This is a genomic window from Kurthia sibirica, from assembly GCF_003143975.1.
In the GTDB taxonomy this organism is placed as follows: domain Bacteria; phylum Bacillota; class Bacilli; order Bacillales_A; family Planococcaceae; genus Kurthia; species Kurthia sibirica.
Map to the genome: position 1 here is coordinate 83,095 of NZ_QFVR01000001.1, position 19,615 is coordinate 102,709.

Below are 19,615 nucleotides of genomic sequence, written 5' to 3' on the forward strand. Positions count from 1 at the left end.
ATGTGAATATGATTTGTCAAATGAGGGAAATTAGTAGAAAATAGTATAATATAGTGAAAGCTGTTTTGAAACAAGATAGAAACGCACTTATTTCCATTGATTTTCCTATTCAAATCTTGTCAAACCAGCTGCTAGTCCTTTATTTGAACTATTCAATAGGATGAAATTGTAAGCTATGTCGTTTGTTTATGTATGCATCTTTTGTTGTGTGTCAGTTGTCCATCATACGTTGTCCGAAATTTTATACTGACAGTGTTGCAAAAATCCAGTTCCCATATTGGGAAGAAACTATTTTTGTAATGGCTTATTTTGGAGGAGATGGATAAGTAATACTCTTGAGTTGGATGTTCGATGAGGAATTCTTTCTAACTATAGAATTCATATAGACAATCCATGGTCTTGGTACGCTTGTAAATACAACAAAGAAAGAGGGGTTTAATTGAGCTATGATGAAAGGGCTTAAAAAGTGGCGTTTCCTAGCTTTACTATCTGCACTTACAGTCTTCCTTTCTGCGTGCGGTGAAAAGGATTTAACAACGCTATCACCTGCTGGGCAAGTAGGTAAAGACCAACATAATTTACTCTTGTTATCACTTGCGATTATGACATTAGTAATTGTTGTTGTTGTCATTATTTATGTATTAGTAATCATGAAATTCCGACGTAAAAAAATCGGAGAAAATGTTATACCAAAGCAAGTAGAAGGCAGTATGAAACTGGAGATCATTTGGACGGTCATTCCGATTATCCTATTGTTAGTCTTAGCAGTGCCAACTGTATACTACACGTATAAGTTAGCTGATACGAAAGCGATGGAAGGGTCAAACAAAGAAAAGCAAGCCGAAGTAGTTACTGTTAATGTCACTGCGAAGCTCTATTGGTGGGAGTTTGAATATCCGAACCAAGGGATTGTAACATCGCAGGAACTAATCGTGCCAACGGGACAAAAAGTATATTTTAAGTTAAAAGCTGGAGATGTTAAACACTCGTTTTGGATTCCATCAATTGGCGGCAAAATGGATACGAACGTGGAAAATGTCAATAAATTCTATCTAACTTTTGACGAAGAATCAAAGGATTTAAAAGAAGGCGTGTTTTATGGCAAATGTGCTGAATTATGCGGACCTTCACATGCTTTAATGGATTTTAAAGTCAAGACAGTTGCGAAAGATGATTTTGATTCTTGGGTTACGAAAATGAAAGCAACGAAGGACCGTAAAACGCTTGGTTCAGTCGAACAGCAAGGAGAGGCAATCTTCAAGCAAAGTTGTATTTCATGTCATGCCACTTCGGGTGCCGGTGCTGGTACAGGTATTGCACCTAACCTAGCTACTTTTGGCGATCGCACACGTATTGCAGGAATATTAGAACATAATGATAAAAATTTAAAAAATTGGATAAAAGATCCCCAGGCCTACAAGGAAGGGAATATGATGCCAAAACCAGAGAAAATTAACAATGGTAAAGCCTTCACTGATGAGGAGCTTACCGCATTATCTGCATATTTAATGAGTCTGACAGTTGAAAACTAAAACTCATTAATTGCATATTTGAAGGGGGTTAAGGTTGTGAGCTCAGTAGCAACAAAGAAAAAGGGCCTAGGAGCACATATATGGGACTACATAACGACTGTAGACCATAAAAAGATTGCTCATCTCTATCTCGTTGCCGGTACATTATTCTTTGTAATCGGTGGTATTGAAGCGATGTTGATTCGTATTCAGCTCGCAAAACCAGATAATGACTTCTTGAGCGCAGGCTTATTTAATGAAGTTATGACAATGCATGGCACGACGATGATATTCTTGGCCGCAATGCCGCTCGTGTTCGCTTTTATGAACGCCATTGTGCCGCTACAAATAGGGGCACGTGACGTAGCATTTCCATTTTTAAACTCATTAGGTTTTTGGTTATTCTTATTTGGTGGTGTGTTCTTAAATCTATCATGGTTCTTTACTGGAGCACCTGATGCAGGATGGACATCTTACGCCTCCTTATCTTTAATGTCACCGGGACATGGTATTGACTTTTATGCGTTAGGTTTACAAATATCCGGTGCTGGTACGTTGATTTCTGGCATAAATTTCCTCGTGACGATTATTAATATGCGTGCACCAGGGATGACGTATATGCGTATGCCATTATTTACATGGACAGCATTTGTAGCGAGTGCACTTATTCTATTCGCATTCCCACCATTAACAATTGGTCTATTCTTTATGATTTTTGACCGAATGTTTAGCGGTAACTTCTTCGTTCATACGATGGGTGGTAACACCATTATTTGGGAACATTTATTTTGGATATTTGGTCATCCAGAAGTGTATATTCTTATACTACCCGCCTTTGGGATATTCTCTGAAATATTTGCGACATTTAGCCGTAAGCGACTATTTGGTTATCCGTCCATGGTGTTTGCTACGATATTAATTGGTTTCTTAGGATTCATGGTATGGGCTCACCATATGTTTACAGTAGGTCTTGGGCCAACAGCGAATGCTATTTTCTCTGTAGCTACAATGGCAATCGCCGTACCTACAGGTATGAAAATTTTTAACTGGCTCATGACGATGTGGGGTGGCTCGATTAAAATTACAACGCCGATGTTATACGCTTTAGGATTTATTCCTTCATTCGTTGCAGGTGGCGTTACTGGGATTATGCAAGCTTCTGCACCATTGGATTATCAGTTGCATGACTCGTACTTTATCGTTGCCCATTTCCACTATGTAATTGTTGGTGGTGTGGTCCTAGCATTATTTGCTGGAGCGCATTATTATTGGCCAATCATGTTCAATCAAATGTTAAATGAAACACTTGGGAAAATTACATTTGTTTTCTTCTTTGTTGGTTTCCATCTAACATTTTTCTTACAGCATTTCTTAGGGCTGATGGGTATGCCACGTCGAGTAGCCGTTTTCAAGGCAGGGCAAGGATTGGATCTTTTTAACTTCATATCGACAATCGGAGCATTTCTCATGGCCATTGGTGTTATTATCCTTGTGATCAACGTGATTATTACAGCAATTAAAGGTGTGCCAGCTGGCCGCGATCCATGGGAGGATGGTCGAACATTGGAGTGGGCAATTCCACAACCCATTCCATTCTATAACTTTAAACAGACTCCACTTATTCGTGGTTTAGATCCCTATTGGATCGAAAAAATGGATGGCAATAAAGAAGGCATGCTCTACGCAGAACCATTATCGGATATTCATATGCCAAATAACTCTTTTATACCAGTTGTTATGTCATTCGGTTTCTTTGTTGCAGCATTTGGGGCTATGTTCCACCAAGAAACATCCTGGGGTCTATACGTCTTGATAGGTGGTCTAGCGATTACTGCTTTAGGAATGATTTATCGTTCTGTGAAGGATGATCATGGCTATTATATTAAGAAGGAAGATTTATTGGATGATAAAGGGGGTAAACACTAATGAGCTCGAATCAAAAATTCACCCCACATTCTTGGCCGGACCATCCGGAAAAAGCAACGGCTGAAGGGAAAAATAAGGTAACGGGCTTTTGGCTTTTCCTTGGCGGTGAAACCGTTTTATTCGCCACATTATTTGCTACTTACTTAGCACTAAAAGATAAGGGACCTAGCGGCATGAAATTTACTTCTCAAGAACTGTTTGAGCTGCCACTTGCGTTTGTCATGACGATGTTATTACTAACATCTTCATTAACATCTGTTTATGCTATGTATCATATGAAGAGCTATAATTTTAAGGCGATGCAAGCTTGGTTATCGATTACTGTCTTATTAGGTTTAGGTTTCTTGGGACTGGAAATTTATGAGTTTACAGAATATGTACATGAAGGCTTCGGTTTTTCACAAAGTGCTTTTAGTACATCGTTCTTTACGCTTGTAGGAACACATGGTGTTCACGTTGTGATTGGGCTCGTATGGATTACATTACTAATGCTACGCAATTCAAAACGTGGTTTGGATTTGTATAATGCCCCTAAATACTATTTGGCGTCATTGTATTGGCATTTTATCGATGTAGTTTGGGTATTTATCTTCACAGTAGTTTACTTGATGGGAGTGATGTAAATGTCACATGAAATCGAAATCGTTTCGAAATCACCAAAAGAGTTTGCCTATGCGAAGAAAAAATCTGCAGAAGCCATGCGCAATCAAGTAACGGCATTTGCGATTATGATCTTTTTTACATTTATCGCATTTGCATTGGTGATGGCGGGTTTCTCGCCAACATTAGTAGTGCCCGTTATTTTATTGCTTGCAGTCGTGCAGGTAATTCTTCAATTATATTTCTTCATGCACTGGAGTGAAAAAGGACACGGCATTCCGCAGTTCTTTATGTATTCAGGTGCACTGGTGGCCTTTACGATGGTTTTAGCCTTCGTAACAATCATTTGGTGGGAATAAAATATAAAAGACTTCTAGCGAGCCTAGAAGTCTTTTTTTGTTATAGTAAAATATCAGATAGAAAAAAATGTCATAAGTCATCCATTGTGGTTTTTTTACCAACGATTTATAATAATGGTATTGATAGTAAAAAGGAGAGGTCTAAATGCCGCTAGATATTTTTGGCTTTCGCGCAATGTGGAGCCCTAATTTTATTGGAGTACTGGTCTTTATCATAGTGATTTATTTTTTGATTACGATTAAATGGCGACATGATTTTAAGAATAGTACACCACTAACGCGTTCGGAAGCTGCGAACTTTATTGCAGCGATGATTTTGCTCTATATTATTAAAGGATCACCGGTAAATTTACTTTCTCACATAATGTTCACTATGCATATGGTGCAAATGGCGTTACTATTATTAGTAGTGCCGGCGCTCTTAATTAAAGGAATACCAAATTATCTTTGGCAGTTTTTAATTAATATACCGTATATCAAGCCTGCTTTTAAAATGGTAACAAAACCAATTATTGCATTAGTTGTTTTTGCAGCATTGTTTTCCTTCTACCATATTCCATTAGTTTTTGATTATGTGAAATTGGAGGAGTCATTGCATGGACTCTTTACATTTGTACTGTTTTTATCCGGTTTATTTTTATATTGGCCATTATTGAATACGCTAGAAGACCAACCAAAAATGAAAGGTCTTCATAAAGTAGGCTACATAATTGCTAATGCTGTTTTGATCACACCAGCATGTGCGATGATTATATTCGCAGGTTCACCATTCTACGCAACATATACAGATGGAACTGTCTGGATGAAAGCGATGGCATTATGCGTGCCAGCCGACACTTTATCTGGTTTGACGAACTTATCTGGACCAGAGTTGTTCACAAATATGACACCGTTGAATGATCAACAGCTCGGTGGTGTGCTTATGAAGATTCTCCAAGAAATTATCTTTGGTATAATACTTGCAAGAGTCTTTTATGAATGGTATCAAAATGATCGTGATAACGCAGAACAAATCACGCAGGATGCACTTTTAGAAAGGCAGCAGTTACGCGAAAATGAATATCGCTAACTAGCATTTAATTTGTTAGGAGAAAAATAATATGGTACCTATTTTACCAACAATCAGTACATTCTTTATCGTATTAAGTGCAGTGCTTATAGCAATTGGTTGGGCACTTGTTAAGAAAAGAAAAATTGAAGCACATAAAAAAGTGATGATTGCAGCAGCGATTTCTGCTCTTACATTCTTCATTATCTACGTATCACGCACAGTATTTATAGGTAACACAGCATTTGGTGGACCAGACGACTTGAAAATATATTATACAATTTTCTTAGTATTCCATATTTGTTTAGCAACTACGGGGGCGGTATTTGGGATTGTCACATTGATTGCAGGTTTCACAAATAATCTTGTACGTCATCGTAAAATTGCACCCATCACATCAGTTATTTGGTTCTTTGTTGCGATTACTGGTTTAGCAGTATATTTACTTTTATATGTATTTTATAAAGGTGGAGACACAACTTCAGTATTCAAGGCTATTTTAAATAGCTAAATAGTGCGATTTGATTACTGGTGTATGACTGCAGAATGACCTTTTTGAAAATAGGGCTCTGTGTCAAATAGTGAGGTGAATGAAATTGGTTGTGCCATTTCATTCACCTTTTTTTAGGTTCTATCCTGTGTATTGTGGTTTTCAAATGAATAATCCCATATGATTTCGAAAAATCATACGGGATTTTCTCTGTTGAAAATACTGTTGTCTCAGGCTCTATAAATACTATTTTTATTATTCAGTTATGATAGCAAAGGTTTGAAGTTCTTCATTGAGTGCTTCTAGTAATTTTTTAGCATGATCAACGACAGATACTGCCCAAACCTCGTCATCACCATACTCGACACCATGAGGGAAATAATGTTTGCCAAGTACTGGTTTTAATAGTCGAATCACCGCATCATTGCTACCGATGTCACCACCATCTTCTGCTATACCAAAAATACGTAAATAATAAGTACCTTCAGGAACAATGAATTTACGATCCCAAGTTACGCGTTCATAATCCCAACCAGTCGAACGAATAAGCCCTTGTTTACGCATTAAGTCGTCCAACACAACAATATCAGCCAATTTATCTTCAATGCCAGTATTCTCAAAATACATCTTTTTTTCCTCCTTTTGTTTATTATCCAAATACTTTCCATTTTTATAATAAATCAAATATCATTTTGTTGCAATGACAACGTTGTGAATGTCATCGTACAGTTGTTATAATAAGATTATTAAATAAAGAGGAGAAACTAAATTGAAGTCGTTATTAAGAATTCTCGTATTATTAGCTTTGCTTTTAGTCGGCTTTTTCTATATAAATCATACGGATGATGCACCAGACTCTATTAAAGGTCCGGATAAAACACTACCAAAAACAGAAGCGCCTACTATGAATACAGATGTTATGCCAAGACCTCAAGAAGGTTGGTCAACGTATATTGGTGAATCAGCTAAAACGATTACAGATAAATTAGGTGAACCCATACGTAAAGGTCCTTCTGCATATGGTTTTGAGTGGTGGGTGTATCACGCTGACCAACAGTATATACTTGTCGGGGTTGAAAAAAACAAAGTGAAACAAGTATTTTTAACAGGCGAGCATGTTGATGCACAACCATTCAAAATTGGACAATCCATCGATGAACTCTATCGTAATACGATTACAGATACAGAAATCAATATTAAAATAGCGGATAGTATTTTCACACTTATGTTGAGTGAAGTAGATTTACAATCAAGATTACTTGTCATGTATGATGGCGTACTAGCACAATTGTATTTTGACCATACGACAAAGCAACTACAAGGTATTCGTTTTATAGATGGTGAAACGCTCGTGAAACAAAAACCGTATGATATGACTTATGTTGGAACGATAATTGAACCTGAAAAACTTTCTTCTTTTACACAGGAAAAAATAAACGCTGAAAATGCCAAACAATTATTTGAGCTAACAAATATTTTTAGAGCCTATAATAACTTGGATCAGTTTACCTATAGTGAAGAGTTGAATAAGGTGACAAATCAACAATTAAAGAATATTGTTATGGATCGTTTAGCAAAAATTGATTCAGCTGATACAGACCTAGAGCAAGTATTGAAAAAAAATGAAGTGGATTTTGAGCAAGCTTCTGAAAATATTGCTGAAAATTATTCGGATGCAGTGGATGCGGTTAGCGGATTCATTAATTCTGAAAAACATCGTAAAGATTTACTGCAATCAAACTACAATATTGTAGGTACAAGCGCATTTGAAAAAAATTATGCACAAATATTTATAGAAAAATAATTCACTCGTGAGTGACTATTCTTCCCAATATGAAATAACGTTTGGTATGATGGAGAGGAACGGGGGCTTTAATATGATAATTACGTCAGAATGGGTTATGATTCTTGATGAAGTAGATGCGATGAATGATATGTTACAATCCTCTGAAGTGTATAAAGCATTACAGGAGGCTGCGCATCTTGTTTATTCAGATAAACAATTAGTCGCTCAAATTAATGAATTCAATGATATGAAACTTCAATATGAAGATGTGCAACGTTTCGGGAAGTATCATCCAGATTATTCAAAGATTATGAAGTCTATCAGATTGCAAAAACGAGCGTTAGATATGAACAATCATATATCCGCTCTAAAAATAGCTGAAAATGAATTCCAAGATTTATTAGATGAGATTGGTGTGTTAGTAGGGAAAACGGTATCAGATTCGGTAAAAGTACCTGTTAGCAACCCATTCTTCTCTTCGGATAGTGGCTGTGGCGGTAGCTGTGGTACTGGCGGCGGCTGTTCTTGTTCAGCATAAAATAATTAAATGCATAGCTGTTAGTAGAATAATCTACTAACAGCTATGCATTTTTTATTAACGAATGCGACGAATGAATATAACGAAATAATCACATTGAAATTCGTCCTGGCAATATCTTGGCTATAAAATGAAAAAAGCCCTTGAATACACCAAGTGGTATAATCAAAGGCTCAAATAATTCGTGTTACGCTTCGCTATCAAAAAGTGCATTCATTGCGATGTCTGGACGATCTGTTACGATACCGCGTGCACCATTTTGAATCAATTGCTTCATCTCTGTTGCATCATTGATTGTCCAATAGTGAACAGGGATATTTAGTTTTTCCAAGAAATGAATGAAGTGAGGTGTATCTAATGGTAGTACACCGTATTTCGTTGGAATTTGGAAAACATCGACTTTTGGATTGTATAGATGTCCAAATTGACTTGTGAATGATGTGTAAGCTTTACGTACTTCACCAACACCTGCACCAAGAGCTACACGATTTTGAGCATATAAATTGAAGCGGTCAATTTGTTCGTCATGGAAGCTAGTAATAACGACCTGTTCTTCGGCCCCTAGTTCTTCCAATAGACGCCATAATTTAGAAGGCATTAGGCCACCTTCATAAGTATCCGGCTCATCTTTCATATCAATATTTACTAATTTATTTGGATAGCGATCCAATAATTCTCTTAGCGTAATAATGGAAGCCGGCTGATCTCTATACGAGAAGTAACCGTCTAAGTTTACGAAATTATAGCCGAAATTTAATTGCTGTAATTCAAATAACGTCATATCTGCAATACGGCCACTACCATTACTAGTACGGTCAATATATTCATCATGGAAGACTACAATTTCTTCATCTTTAGTAAGTCTAATATCGATTTCAAATCCATGAACACCTAGTCCAGCTGCCAGCTCGAAAGCCTCCATTGTACATTCTGGTGCAAGCAATGATCCCCCTCTATGAGCCAGTACAATCGGATGCTCATATGTAAGTGCGGGTTTGTTTTCACGCTTTTGTGGATTAGAAAGTGCTTTTGAACCTGCCCACGCTGCTGCACTTGCCGCAGCTATTGCGATGGCTACTTTTGTTTTCTTTCCCATATTTGTCCTCCTCTAATTGCAGACCTTTATCCTTATTATAACGGATAAAGTATGTTTCTGTCATTTAAACTTGGTTGATTGTATTTTCTTTACTATGGTATTCTTTACTATAAGAAACGGAGGAGACCTAAATGAAAGATCGCCAAGGACTGATTGTCTATGTTCATCATTTAAAACAAGCAAAATCTTTAAGAAGATATGGGCATGTTCATTATATTTCTAGAAAAATGAAATATGTTGTCATCTACTGTGATGTTGACGATATTGAAGCTACTACAAACAAAGTTTCAAGACTACCATATGTTCGAGAAGTACTGCCTTCATATCGCAGATTTCTAAAAACTGAATTTGAAAATGCATTGCCCGATAAAGCAAAAGAATACGATTATAAATCTGGACTCTAAAACTTTTTAGAAAATGGACGATAACAATAGAAAATAGTCATATTTATCTATGTTTCTTAAAAAGAAGGTAGTAGTGTGATTCAGAAATTAGTATAATGCTGGAATATAATGATACAAACGTAGTGCGCCTGTTAAGTATTGATAATACAAGCTCGTATCTACATAAATGGAAGAATTTTTCACATCTAATGTGATTAAAAGTTGATTATTTTCAGCTACAGCATCTTCAAATAATTTGAATCTTTTTGATTGATTCTCGGGATTATATGGAATACCTTCACGGCATATATAGATCGGCATAAATTTGCTTTCGCCTACCGGTTTCATCGCGACGGCGATTGAAGCGACCTTGCCGCCGTTATGTTCTGACACAAAGGCAAATGTATGATGGATTCGGTTTGTGTTCGTTGTCATAAGCTCGCAAAGCTCGAATATATCTCCATAGCCCTGTCCTAGCTCGATAAATTTTTGAATCATTTCTGATAACACTTCCTTTCCTAAAACATAGTATCATGATGCAGGAGGATTAGCACATGAAATTTGCAACGATATTGTTTTCGATACTGTTATTTATAAATGGTTTATTGCTCACATTCCAATACCATGTTTTTTCCACGAATTCTTCGGAAGAGGAAAAAGCTTTTCATTATACACAAGATATTGAACTAGTATATCGTGGTAATTCTTTAGTTGTGAATCAAGTATTTACTGGCTTGCCAAAACAAGCGCTGAAAATAGATTGGCCAAAAGAAAGTAAGAAAAAAGCTTGTGGAAAAAATAGTCAAGGTGAAGAGGATAAAGAAAATTGTAGTCGATTAAATAAATCACTATCTACAATCGATGAGGGAGAGCATTCTAAACTAGCGATTTCTTATCGCATTCCAGTGTCGAAAAAAGGTATAAAAGACGGCCAATTACTGACGGATCTTTATGCCTCATTAAAAAAAGGGATTGTGGATGACACAGCCATCCAAATCGTTGATGAGAAACGTATAGGTGGTCAATGGTATACAGGACTTCCTAAAATTGGAGAACAATCGCTTACACTTGTAGATTACGCTTATTTTAAAGGCAATGGTGCAGCCTATGAGCTGTATTGGCAAAAGAAAAAACAAACGAAGGCTTTTGATAGTAAAGAGCTGACAATCTATAGTAATAAATTAAAAAATACCGATTTGAAAAAAAGTCTTACCTCATTGCAAGTATTGAATAATGGGCATATGGATGTTATCGAAGCGAAAAAGAATAAAAATGCCAATCGCATAATTTTTATGAAAACATTAAGTAAAAAACAATTGCAGCAACGCGTTGTTACATCTCAAATTATCGATAAATATAATTTACAGCGCAATGCGGGTGAACTGCCGAATATTCTCGCTTCCTTTGCGACAAACTCACTGATTGGTTCTGAAAAAAGTAAACAAATGGTCGAGAGTTTAAACGGTTATTTTAGTTCAGAGCAAAAAACATCATGGCGAGAAGGTTTAGAAAATCTTGAAGGAAAACGGGTTAATTCACAAGTTCTTGATGAGCTTTTAAGTGATACAATCGCTGCGAAAACGTCTTACTTCCAATGGAATGAAACAAGTGGCAAAACAATCGTACCGTTACTATTTGAAGAGACACGAGCAATTTATGTAAATGGATTGCATATGAAAGATTTGAAAGTTATATTAAAAGACGGCAACATTCTTTATGCAGCAAATCCTATATTAAAAGAACTAGGCTATACGACGCGTGTCGGTGAGCATGGTTACTATGTTGAGGGTAAAAAACGAAGCTACCGTTTCCCAGGTGGTAATCATGAATTCTACGTATACAATAATAATCGGTATGATACGCCGTATTCACACCCACTTGAAAAAGTAGGCGGTACGTATTATGTAGAAGAGTCTTGGCTGATTCGTTTGTTTAGATTGAATTACGACAGTTCAGATGTTCGCATTGATATTCAAGATCCGCTGCAGAAGAAATAATTTGTATGTAAGGCTTGGTGGACAAGATGAGAGTAATAGCAGGAGATCGTAAGGGTATGCCCTTAAAAGCAATAACAGGTGCAACGACAAGACCCACCACGGATAAGGTAAAGGAATCGTTATTCAATATTTTAGGTCCATTTTTTGAAGGTGGGACAGTATTGGATTTATTTGCTGGTAGTGGCGGTCTTGGTATTGAAGCATTAAGTCGCGGTATGGAACATGGAGTTTTTATTGAAAAAGATAGTCGCGCATTTCAAAATTTAAAAGAAAATATTGAGAAATGTCGCTTCGATGACATGACAGAAGTGTATCGCAACGATGCAACGAGAGCATTGAAATTACTAATTAAAAAGAATTTCCAAGCGGATTTAATCTTTTTAGATCCCCCTTATGCTAAACATAGTTACTATGATCTTGTGACGGAAATAATAGAAAATGAAGTCATAGGACGTTGTGGAACAATCGTTTGTGAGCATGAGCGTAAGATAGATTTACCAGAACATATTTTACAGTTTTCTAAATATCGTCAAGAAAAATATGGTGATACATTAATTTCATTCTATCGATTGAACGAGAAAGAAGGAGAACTAAATGAATAAGGTTGCAGTAGTACCGGGGAGTTTCGATCCGGTTACAAACGGACATTTAGACATTATTAGAAGAGCTGCAGATGTTTTTGATGAAGTGTTTGTAGCAGTTATGAATAATTCTTCAAAAAATTCATTATTTGATGTCAATGAGCGAATGGCGATGATTGATACGGTGACAAAAGATATGCCAAACGTTAAAGTAGACTCATCATCTGGTTTATTGATTCATTATGCGAAATCAAAAAATGCGAATGTTATTGTACGTGGACTTCGTGCTGTTTCTGATTTTGAATACGAAATGCAAATTACTTCGATGAATCGTTATTTAGATGAAAATATTGAAACATTTTTCATTATGACGAAAAATCAACATTCATTTTTGAGTTCGAGTATCGTGAAGGAAGTATCACAGTATGGTGGCGATATTGCAACGCTAGTACCTCCTGTCGTAGATGCGGCATTAAAAGAAAAATTCAAAGATCGCTTGAAAAAATGACAAATGAATAAAATATAGGTTGTCCTAATCGCGTTGAATAAATCACTTCTAAAAGTGGGATTCAACAACCATAGGACAACCTTTTTGTACTGTTTAAAGTACGCATTTTCTACGATAAAATGATACTATAAACTAGCAAATAGAACTTCTAGGATTCTTCAACGTCTCCTACTAATTAAATAAATGGAGGTGCAGAAGAATGTCGATGAAAAAATTTTTAGCAAGCTTAGTCGTTGTGGCGCTTTTATTAGTTGGTTTTCTTTACCCGTTGAATTATTATATTATGTCCCCAGGCGGGGCGTATAACCTTGATGAATATGTCAAAGTGGAGGGTGCTGATAAACCAAGTAAGGGCAGCTTAAGCATGATGACAGTTGGCATGGCTAAGGCAACACCATTTACTTATGTAATGGCGAAGTTTTCCGATAATCGGGATATTTTGAAAGAGAAGGATGTGCGTTCTCCAGAAGAATCAGATGCCGATTACAATCTGCGCCAATTAAAATTGATGACGGATTCGCAATTTAATGCAAAATACATGGCATTTAAAGCGACTGGACATCCGTATAAAGTAAAATATAACGGTGTTTACGTAATTTATGTTGTAGATAAAGCTGCAGCTTCTAAAGTACTGAAAGCAGGCGATGAAGTAACCGCGATTGATGACAAGAAAATTAAAAAACACTTAGATTTAGTCGATTACTTAGCTACTAAGAAAAAAGGCGATGTCGTAAAGCTGACATTTAAACGCGATGGCAAACAATACACTAAAAAAGTAACATTGAGTGAAATTCCTGGCGCAAAAGGGAAGATTGGCTTAGGGATTACTTTTTCTGACAGTAAATCAATCAATACGGATCCGAAAGTGACGATTGATTCTGAAGATATTGGTGGACCATCTGCTGGCCTCATGTTTACGTTAGAAATTATCGATCAATTGACTTCAGGTGATTTAACGAAGGGGCATAAAATTGCTGGAACGGGAGAAATGTTAGAAGACGGTAAGGTTGGTCGCATCGGAGGCATCGATAAAAAAGTAATTGCTGCAGATGACGAAGGCATTGAAATCTTTTTCGCACCGAAGGATGACATTACGCCAGAGATGAAAAAAGCAATCCCTTCTCTAAAAACAAATTATGAAGAAGCTTCTGAGGAAGCAAAAAAATTAAAAACAACAATGAAAATTATACCGGTTGAAACATTAGAAGATGCATTAGATTATTTGAAGAATTTATGATAAAAAGAAGACAGGTACAGAACAAAAATAGTATGTCTCCAATACGAATAATCACATTAATTGAACGCGCAGAAAACCCCACAGGAACACAGTGATGAGGCGTTTGAAGCCATATCCGCGGAAAGTGTTTTTCGAAGCGGAAATTGATTGAAATGAAAAATCCCGTATGATTTCGAAAAATCCCGTATGATTTCGAAAAATCCCGTATGATTTCGAAAAATCATACGGGATTTTCTCTGTTGAAAATACGTTTGTCTCAGGCTCTTTTTATTTATTTAGAAGACGAATAGGTGGTGTTTTATAATCTTTGCCGATTATATGATGCCCGCTAGCAAGCATATAAAGGTCTGTGGCGCGTATGTCAACTTCGAGCATCGAATCCTTGAAGCTAGCAACACGACTGACGATAGGTAGCTTAAAATCCTTTTTATGAATAGATATATATTGTTGACCAATTGAAGTCATACCTAAAATGCGAATATAGCGGGGTGATGTAAAATTTTCACGCTGTTCTTTTGTATAACCAACAAAAATATGACATAACATACGTTGTATACGTGTCCAAGTATAGCGTTTTGATTTTATTTTTTGCATGAACAATGGGAAGGTATTACATTGTTGGGCAGCTTTATAAATCAAAAATTCGATGCCTTCTGTCAAATCAACATATTGGCGTAATTCAGCTGGTGAACTGCGTAAAATAGTAAAGCGCAGTTGCGGATAAAAAGTTTCCCAACTACTATAGCTGTCATTTGTTATTAAACTTTCCAGACTGGTCGGCGGTATAAATTGTTCAATAGCAGATAACTGTTTTTGTTGTAGCAATTCTTTGCGGATGCCAGTAGCACTAGCAATCGATTCATTTTTTGATACATCATCATGATAGCCAGCTGTAATTCGCTGAATCGTTAGCGGTTGCATGGCGAAATGATGTGTCATAATTTGTTCAACATAATGATAGCCTAAGATATTATTTGGTTGAGAGAGATCAATTAAGTCTAAATTGTATTTAGCACTCAAAACCTTATAGCTGTTATTTAACGCCTGAGGGTAGCTAATACCGCTTTTTATCTGTTCGTGTATATTTAACTGAACTTCATCATTATGTGCGTTGAGGAGTGAATAGGAGCTTTTAAAGCCCTCTATTGATCCTGCCTCACTGCCGAATGACATTGTCTGACAACCGAGTGACTCTAAAAGACTGACGCCACCAAAAGCAAAATCTTTCGCATGACCAGTTGCGAAACAATAAGGCAGTTCGATGACGAGATCGACACCAGCTTGTAAGGCCATAGTAGCTCGCTGCCACTTGTCGACCAATGCGGGTTCACCCCGTTGAAGAAAATGTCCACTCATGACAGCAATAACGACATCTGCCCCTGTTTTTTGCTTTGTTAAATTGATATGATATAGGTGTCCGTTGTGAAAGGGATTATATTCCACAATAACTCCAGTTGCATTCATGCCCTCACCTCATTTATACTAGTACTTATGATTATACTCAGAGTTAATAGTAGTGACAAGAAAATATCTTGACATCTATTATTTCACATTATATAATCAATTTTGTTGTCTTGAGGTGATAAAAAGTATGAAATGGGCAATCCCACAATTATCTAAATATCGCCAAAACGGGATGCCAGTTGATCAATACGCTCAACTGGATGGCGTAAAATCGCGTAATAGCGAGATTCGTCATATTACACCTGTTCATGTAGAAGGCTTCTGCACTTTTGGTGCGGAGCAAATGAACTGTCATTTTCGTGTGACTGGTGAACTAACACTTCCTTGTGCTCGTACTTGGGAAGACGTAACTTTCCCGATTGATTTCGAAACAGATGAAATTTTCAGATGGGGCGAAATGGCCGGAAAAGACGAAAACGATAATATTCACCCTGTCTCAGGAGATGTTATTGACGTGACTCCCGTTTTGGAAGAGCTAATTTTATTAGAGATTCCAATGCAAGTTTATAAGGAAGATGCTAAAGTAATTCAACCGAAAAATGACTCATGGTCATTTTTAACGGAAGATGAACTAGAGCAACAGTCTGAAAAAGACGAACAAAAAGTAGATCCAAGACTGGCTGATCTAGCTAAGTATTTTGATCAAACAGATTAATAAATATCTGTAAGGAGGTGCCATCAATGGCTGTACCATTTAGAAGAACTTCTAAAACTGCGAAACGTCAACGTCGCACACACATTAAACTTGCTGTACCAGGTATGGTAGCTTGCCCTAACTGTGGCGAATTAAAGCTAACTCACCACGTATGCAAAGCATGTGGACAATACAAAGGTAAAGAAGTAGTAAGCAAATAATTCTAGTATTTGCACATCTAGACCGCTAGAGAGACCATGGCTCTCTTGGCGGTCTTTTTATATGTCTGTTTTATGCCATAGCAAAAAATGATGTAGGTGAGTGAATTGATTCTTTCAAATTCACTCACCTTTTTATTTTTGCTGTACTTGTTCTTTGTCACACGTACATACAGACAATCGTCATAGGTTGATTTTCACTAGTTCATACATAAAAGAATATGGAAATAATTGCAACGGTGCGTGAAAAAGTTTACTGTAAAAGAAGATTTACTACATATTCATAAAGGGGTTATGACATGTCCTATACATTGGATGAAAAAGATGGTGTACTTCTATTCACTTTAAACAGACCTGCGAGACGCAATGCGATTAATAATGATTTGATGGAAGCTTTCAAGAAAGTGATTCATTATGTTCATACAAATAAGAGCGTACGATTTTTGGTTATTACAGGGGAGGGAGATCAAGCGTTTTGTTCTGGTGGTGATTTGGCTGAATTTCACCGTCTTGTCACGGAAGAGCAAGCTTTTGGTATGCTCAGTAAAATGGGGGAGATTTTATATGATTGGGCGACGTTACCAGTACCGACAATTGCTTTGATTAATGGAGCGGCAGTAGGCGGAGGTTGTGAAATTGCGACGGCCTGCGATTTTAGGATTGTATCGCGCGAGGCAAGATGTGGTTTCATCCAAGGTACTTTAGCGATTACGACTGGATGGGGCGGCGCAACCTATTTATTCGAAAGAGGTTTGCGCCATGATCATGCTATGAAGATGTTAGTAGATGCGCAAACATATGACAGCGGTCAGTTGGAAGATGTCGGATGGGCATCTAGTGTGTTCGACGGTGATAAATTGATTGCGTTGGAGCAGTTTATTGAATTTATGCGCCAAATCAATCCTGGTGTTCATCAGGCTTATAAAGAGATTGAAATTCGTAAATGGGCCGAAAAAAATCTTAAGCAACGTGTTATGGAGGAAATTGCTCAATGCTCAAAATTATGGGAAAGCGAAGCGCATGCCGAAGCGGTAGGAAGATTTTTATCAAAGAATAAAAAATAACCTAATATTTGTAATATACTAATCGTGTTATTATACTAATGTAAGAATAGTATGGTAGAAACGGATGTGTAAAGATGGCTGTTATTTCCTGGATTGTGCAAGCTATCCTCATTTGCCCCTGGATTGTGTGGGGGCTACTTTTCATAGGCTTGAAAAAATCGAAACGTGGGCAACAAAATGCATTTCAGTTTGCTTCTGATGTCACAACATTCATTTTACTTTGGTCCATTACAGTGATTATTGAATTATTTTTTAATATCAATATCATGATGTTGCCGATTATCGTGGCGATTATCTTAGCGATTATTTTATTGCTAATCGAATGGCGAACGCATACTGAACTCGATGTAATAAAATTCATAAAAAAAATATGGCGCATATTTTTTATTGTATTAACGATTAGTTATATTGTTATTGTTTTAAGCTATGGCGTTGTGAAAATCATTCATCTATTTCAATAATCATGAGCAATTTTTTTTAACAAATCAAAGGATAATGCTATACTTCATATATTCATGTTTGTAGAGGGGTAAGTATACAATGAAATTGGAACAAGTACATGTGGAAAATTCGAATAAGCTCTTGCAAGATTATCGTGACCAACAAGCGACGCTTAGCTCATTTTTTCATTATAAAAACGATCAGACATCTTTTGAACAACGTCTAAAAGACTTGGCGGGACATCCGATTCGTCGTAAAGAATTAACAGCAATCATTCGTCATTTCATGAGTGATTTGGCTTCTTCAAATAAAATTGAACAACATTTAAACGAATTAGAGCAGGATGCTGTTGTCGTAGTAGGTGGGCAGCAGGCTGGCTTGTTAACAGGCCCCTTATACTCAGTAAATAAGGCGATTTCAGTTTTGTTAGTAGCGCAACAGCAAAGAGAAAAACTAGGTGTTCCAATTGTACCTGTCTTTTGGGTTGCTGGTGAAGATCATGATATCGACGAAATTAATCATACATTTTCAACGATTAATGGTCGCCTAGTAAAGCATGTATTAACGGATTCTAGCAAAGTGAAAAAAATGGCTTCGGCTACATTATTGAATCACCAGAAACTTGCTGAGTGGATTGAACATATTTTCAGTCAATTTGGTGAGACAGCATATACAAAAAAATTAGTAGAAGAAACGCTTGAAGTGGCAAATAATAGCGTGAGTTATACGGATTTCTTTGTGAAATTGATGAATGATTTATTTAAAGAGTATGGTCTATTGTACATAGATGCAGCAGACCCTGCATTGCGTCAATATGAAGCGCCTTATTTTGAACGCTTAATTGAGCATTCAGAAGAAATTGCAGCATTGGTTACAGCGCGTGAAACGAAACTCGATGAACTGGGTTATGGTGCGCCGATTGGTGCGACTGAAGATGCAGCGAATTTATTTTATGTCAAAGAGGGCGAACGATTTTTATTGTCGCGAGTGAATGGTTCCTTCGTAAATAATGCAGCAAATCTTCATTTCACGAAAGAAGAGATGAAGAAGTTAGCACATGAAGAGGCCTGTTTTAGCAATAACGTTGTCACCCGCCCGATGATGCAAGATATGGTATTCCCTGTACTAGCCTTTATCGGAGGCCCCGGCGAATTGGCCTATTGGTCGACGTTAAAAGATGGCTTTGAATTATTGGACATGCAAGTACCTGTATTTGTACCACGTATGAATATTAGTTATGTGACGCGAGAGACGGAGCATAATCTTCAAGCCATGGGTATAACGGCAGCACAAGCAATTAGTGGTGAAGTGGCTAAGAAAAAAGCAGCATATGATAAAAAAATATACGATGACGAGGCGAAGCAAGCAATCGAGCGAGCGAAGCAACTTGTTACAACTCAATATAAAGAAATTCAAGAGCATCTAGCCGCCAAAGAGATTCATTTAGAACGCATTGTCGATAAAAATTTAGATTTTCATCAACAGCAATTTGATTTCTTAATGAAGCAAATTGAAAAAGATATTCGATTAAAGCATGATGTAGCATTTAAGCAATTTATGCAGGTGGAAAGTGAACTATTACCGGCAGGTGGTTTCCAAGAACGTGTTTACTCACCATATCCGTACTTGAATCAGTATGGACAGCACTTTATTGAAAATATTATGGCATTATCTTTTGAGGTAAGTGACAAACATAGCATCGTTTATCTATAACATAAAGCATGGAATATGGTC

The 19,615-nt window shown here is 36.9% G+C and carries 22 protein-coding genes; 18 read left to right on the forward strand and 4 right to left on the reverse strand.

Annotated features, from left to right (window positions below):
- Positions 1 to 446 precede the first annotated feature (446 nt).
- From coxB to DEX24_RS00420, 6 genes are all read left to right on the forward strand, one after another.
- Positions 447 to 1,532, forward strand: coding sequence for a cytochrome c oxidase subunit II (gene coxB / locus DEX24_RS00395; RefSeq protein WP_109304415.1), 1,086 nt, complete (start codon positions 447 to 449; stop codon positions 1,530 to 1,532).
- 36 nt (positions 1,533 to 1,568) lie between these two features.
- Positions 1,569 to 3,437, forward strand: a complete 1,869-nt coding sequence (locus tag DEX24_RS00400; RefSeq protein ID WP_109304416.1) for a cytochrome c oxidase subunit I — start codon at positions 1,569 to 1,571, stop codon at positions 3,435 to 3,437.
- Complete coding sequence (locus tag DEX24_RS00405) at positions 3,437 to 4,060, forward strand: cytochrome (ubi)quinol oxidase subunit III (RefSeq protein WP_109304417.1); 624 nt, start codon at positions 3,437 to 3,439, stop codon at positions 4,058 to 4,060. The genes DEX24_RS00400 and DEX24_RS00405 overlap by 1 nt, the downstream gene beginning before the upstream one ends.
- A complete protein-coding gene (gene ctaF / locus DEX24_RS00410) occupies positions 4,061 to 4,396 on the forward strand; it encodes a cytochrome c oxidase subunit IVB (RefSeq protein WP_109304418.1) in 336 nt (111 codons plus the stop codon).
- Positions 4,397 to 4,541: 145 nt separating this feature from the next.
- The gene (gene ctaG, locus DEX24_RS00415; RefSeq protein ID WP_109304419.1) at positions 4,542 to 5,465 is read left to right on the forward strand and encodes a cytochrome c oxidase assembly factor CtaG; all 924 of its coding nucleotides are present in this window, start codon (positions 4,542 to 4,544) and stop codon (positions 5,463 to 5,465) included.
- A gap of 31 nt (positions 5,466 to 5,496) precedes the next feature.
- Positions 5,497 to 5,955: a DUF420 domain-containing protein gene (locus DEX24_RS00420; RefSeq protein ID WP_109304420.1), complete on the forward strand. Its 459-nt coding sequence runs from the start codon at positions 5,497 to 5,499 to the stop codon at positions 5,953 to 5,955.
- A 234-nt stretch (positions 5,956 to 6,189) separates the two neighbouring features.
- Here the strand turns inward: DEX24_RS00420 and DEX24_RS00425 are convergent, their stop codons facing one another.
- Positions 6,190 to 6,561, reverse strand: coding sequence for a YugN family protein (locus tag DEX24_RS00425; protein WP_109304421.1), 372 nt, complete (start codon positions 6,559 to 6,561; stop codon positions 6,190 to 6,192).
- Between the two features lie 142 nt (positions 6,562 to 6,703).
- Here DEX24_RS00425 and DEX24_RS00430 point away from each other — a divergent pair, with 142 nt between their 5' ends.
- Together DEX24_RS00430 and DEX24_RS00435 are read left to right on the forward strand one after the other, a co-directional pair.
- Positions 6,704 to 7,738: a CAP domain-containing protein gene (locus DEX24_RS00430; RefSeq protein WP_146192953.1), complete on the forward strand. Its 1,035-nt coding sequence runs from the start codon at positions 6,704 to 6,706 to the stop codon at positions 7,736 to 7,738.
- 73 nt (positions 7,739 to 7,811) lie between these two features.
- The gene (locus DEX24_RS00435; RefSeq protein WP_109304422.1) at positions 7,812 to 8,258 is read left to right on the forward strand and encodes a YlbF/YmcA family competence regulator; all 447 of its coding nucleotides are present in this window, start codon (positions 7,812 to 7,814) and stop codon (positions 8,256 to 8,258) included.
- Positions 8,259 to 8,445: 187 nt separating this feature from the next.
- On the opposite strand, the gene DEX24_RS00440 is transcribed toward DEX24_RS00435, so the two are convergent.
- A complete protein-coding gene (locus DEX24_RS00440) occupies positions 8,446 to 9,354 on the reverse strand; it encodes a glycerophosphodiester phosphodiesterase family protein (protein WP_109304423.1) in 909 nt (302 codons plus the stop codon).
- A 131-nt stretch (positions 9,355 to 9,485) separates the two neighbouring features.
- On the opposite strand from DEX24_RS00440, the gene DEX24_RS00445 reads away from it, so the two are divergent.
- Positions 9,486 to 9,758, forward strand: a complete 273-nt coding sequence (locus DEX24_RS00445) for a YlbG family protein (RefSeq protein WP_109304424.1) — start codon at positions 9,486 to 9,488, stop codon at positions 9,756 to 9,758.
- Between the two features lie 87 nt (positions 9,759 to 9,845).
- Here the strand turns inward: DEX24_RS00445 and DEX24_RS00450 are convergent, their stop codons facing one another.
- On the reverse strand, positions 9,846 to 10,235 hold the full coding sequence (locus tag DEX24_RS00450; protein WP_109304425.1) for a DUF7147 family protein: 390 nt from the start codon (positions 10,233 to 10,235) through the stop codon (positions 9,846 to 9,848).
- 56 nt (positions 10,236 to 10,291) lie between these two features.
- Here DEX24_RS00450 and DEX24_RS00455 point away from each other — a divergent pair, with 56 nt between their 5' ends.
- From DEX24_RS00455 to DEX24_RS00470, 4 genes are all read left to right on the forward strand, one after another.
- Positions 10,292 to 11,734: a hypothetical protein gene (locus tag DEX24_RS00455; RefSeq protein ID WP_109304426.1), complete on the forward strand. Its 1,443-nt coding sequence runs from the start codon at positions 10,292 to 10,294 to the stop codon at positions 11,732 to 11,734.
- Between the two features lie 26 nt (positions 11,735 to 11,760).
- Complete coding sequence (gene rsmD / locus DEX24_RS00460; RefSeq protein WP_109304427.1) at positions 11,761 to 12,336, forward strand: 16S rRNA (guanine(966)-N(2))-methyltransferase RsmD; 576 nt, start codon at positions 11,761 to 11,763, stop codon at positions 12,334 to 12,336.
- Positions 12,329 to 12,823 carry a pantetheine-phosphate adenylyltransferase gene (gene coaD, locus DEX24_RS00465; protein WP_109304428.1) on the forward strand — a complete coding sequence of 165 codons (495 nt, stop codon included), beginning with the start codon at positions 12,329 to 12,331 and terminating at the stop codon, positions 12,821 to 12,823. The genes rsmD and coaD overlap by 8 nt, the downstream gene beginning before the upstream one ends.
- A 199-nt stretch (positions 12,824 to 13,022) precedes the next feature.
- Positions 13,023 to 14,060, forward strand: coding sequence for a SepM family pheromone-processing serine protease (locus DEX24_RS00470; protein WP_281288147.1), 1,038 nt, complete (start codon positions 13,023 to 13,025; stop codon positions 14,058 to 14,060).
- Between the two features lie 267 nt (positions 14,061 to 14,327).
- Here DEX24_RS00470 and DEX24_RS00475 read toward each other — a convergent pair whose 3' ends face one another.
- Complete coding sequence (locus DEX24_RS00475) at positions 14,328 to 15,524, reverse strand: nucleotidyltransferase (protein WP_109304429.1); 1,197 nt, start codon at positions 15,522 to 15,524, stop codon at positions 14,328 to 14,330.
- Between the two features lie 127 nt (positions 15,525 to 15,651).
- Here DEX24_RS00475 and DEX24_RS00480 point away from each other — a divergent pair, with 127 nt between their 5' ends.
- The 5 genes from DEX24_RS00480 to bshC all read left to right on the forward strand — a co-directional run bounded on the left by DEX24_RS00480 (position 15,652) and on the right by bshC (position 19,594).
- Complete coding sequence (locus DEX24_RS00480) at positions 15,652 to 16,179, forward strand: YceD family protein (RefSeq protein WP_109304430.1); 528 nt, start codon at positions 15,652 to 15,654, stop codon at positions 16,177 to 16,179.
- Between the two features lie 26 nt (positions 16,180 to 16,205).
- Complete coding sequence (gene rpmF, locus DEX24_RS00485) at positions 16,206 to 16,379, forward strand: 50S ribosomal protein L32 (protein ID WP_109304431.1); 174 nt, start codon at positions 16,206 to 16,208, stop codon at positions 16,377 to 16,379.
- A gap of 296 nt (positions 16,380 to 16,675) precedes the next feature.
- On the forward strand, positions 16,676 to 17,440 hold the full coding sequence (locus tag DEX24_RS00490; RefSeq protein WP_109304432.1) for an enoyl-CoA hydratase/isomerase family protein: 765 nt from the start codon (positions 16,676 to 16,678) through the stop codon (positions 17,438 to 17,440).
- 74 nt (positions 17,441 to 17,514) lie between these two features.
- The gene (locus tag DEX24_RS00495) at positions 17,515 to 17,901 is read left to right on the forward strand and encodes a DUF3397 family protein (RefSeq protein WP_109304433.1); all 387 of its coding nucleotides are present in this window, start codon (positions 17,515 to 17,517) and stop codon (positions 17,899 to 17,901) included.
- 79 nt (positions 17,902 to 17,980) lie between these two features.
- Positions 17,981 to 19,594 carry a bacillithiol biosynthesis cysteine-adding enzyme BshC gene (gene bshC, locus DEX24_RS00500; RefSeq protein WP_109304434.1) on the forward strand — a complete coding sequence of 538 codons (1,614 nt, stop codon included), beginning with the start codon at positions 17,981 to 17,983 and terminating at the stop codon, positions 19,592 to 19,594.
- The last annotated feature ends 21 nt before the right edge of the window (positions 19,595 to 19,615 follow it).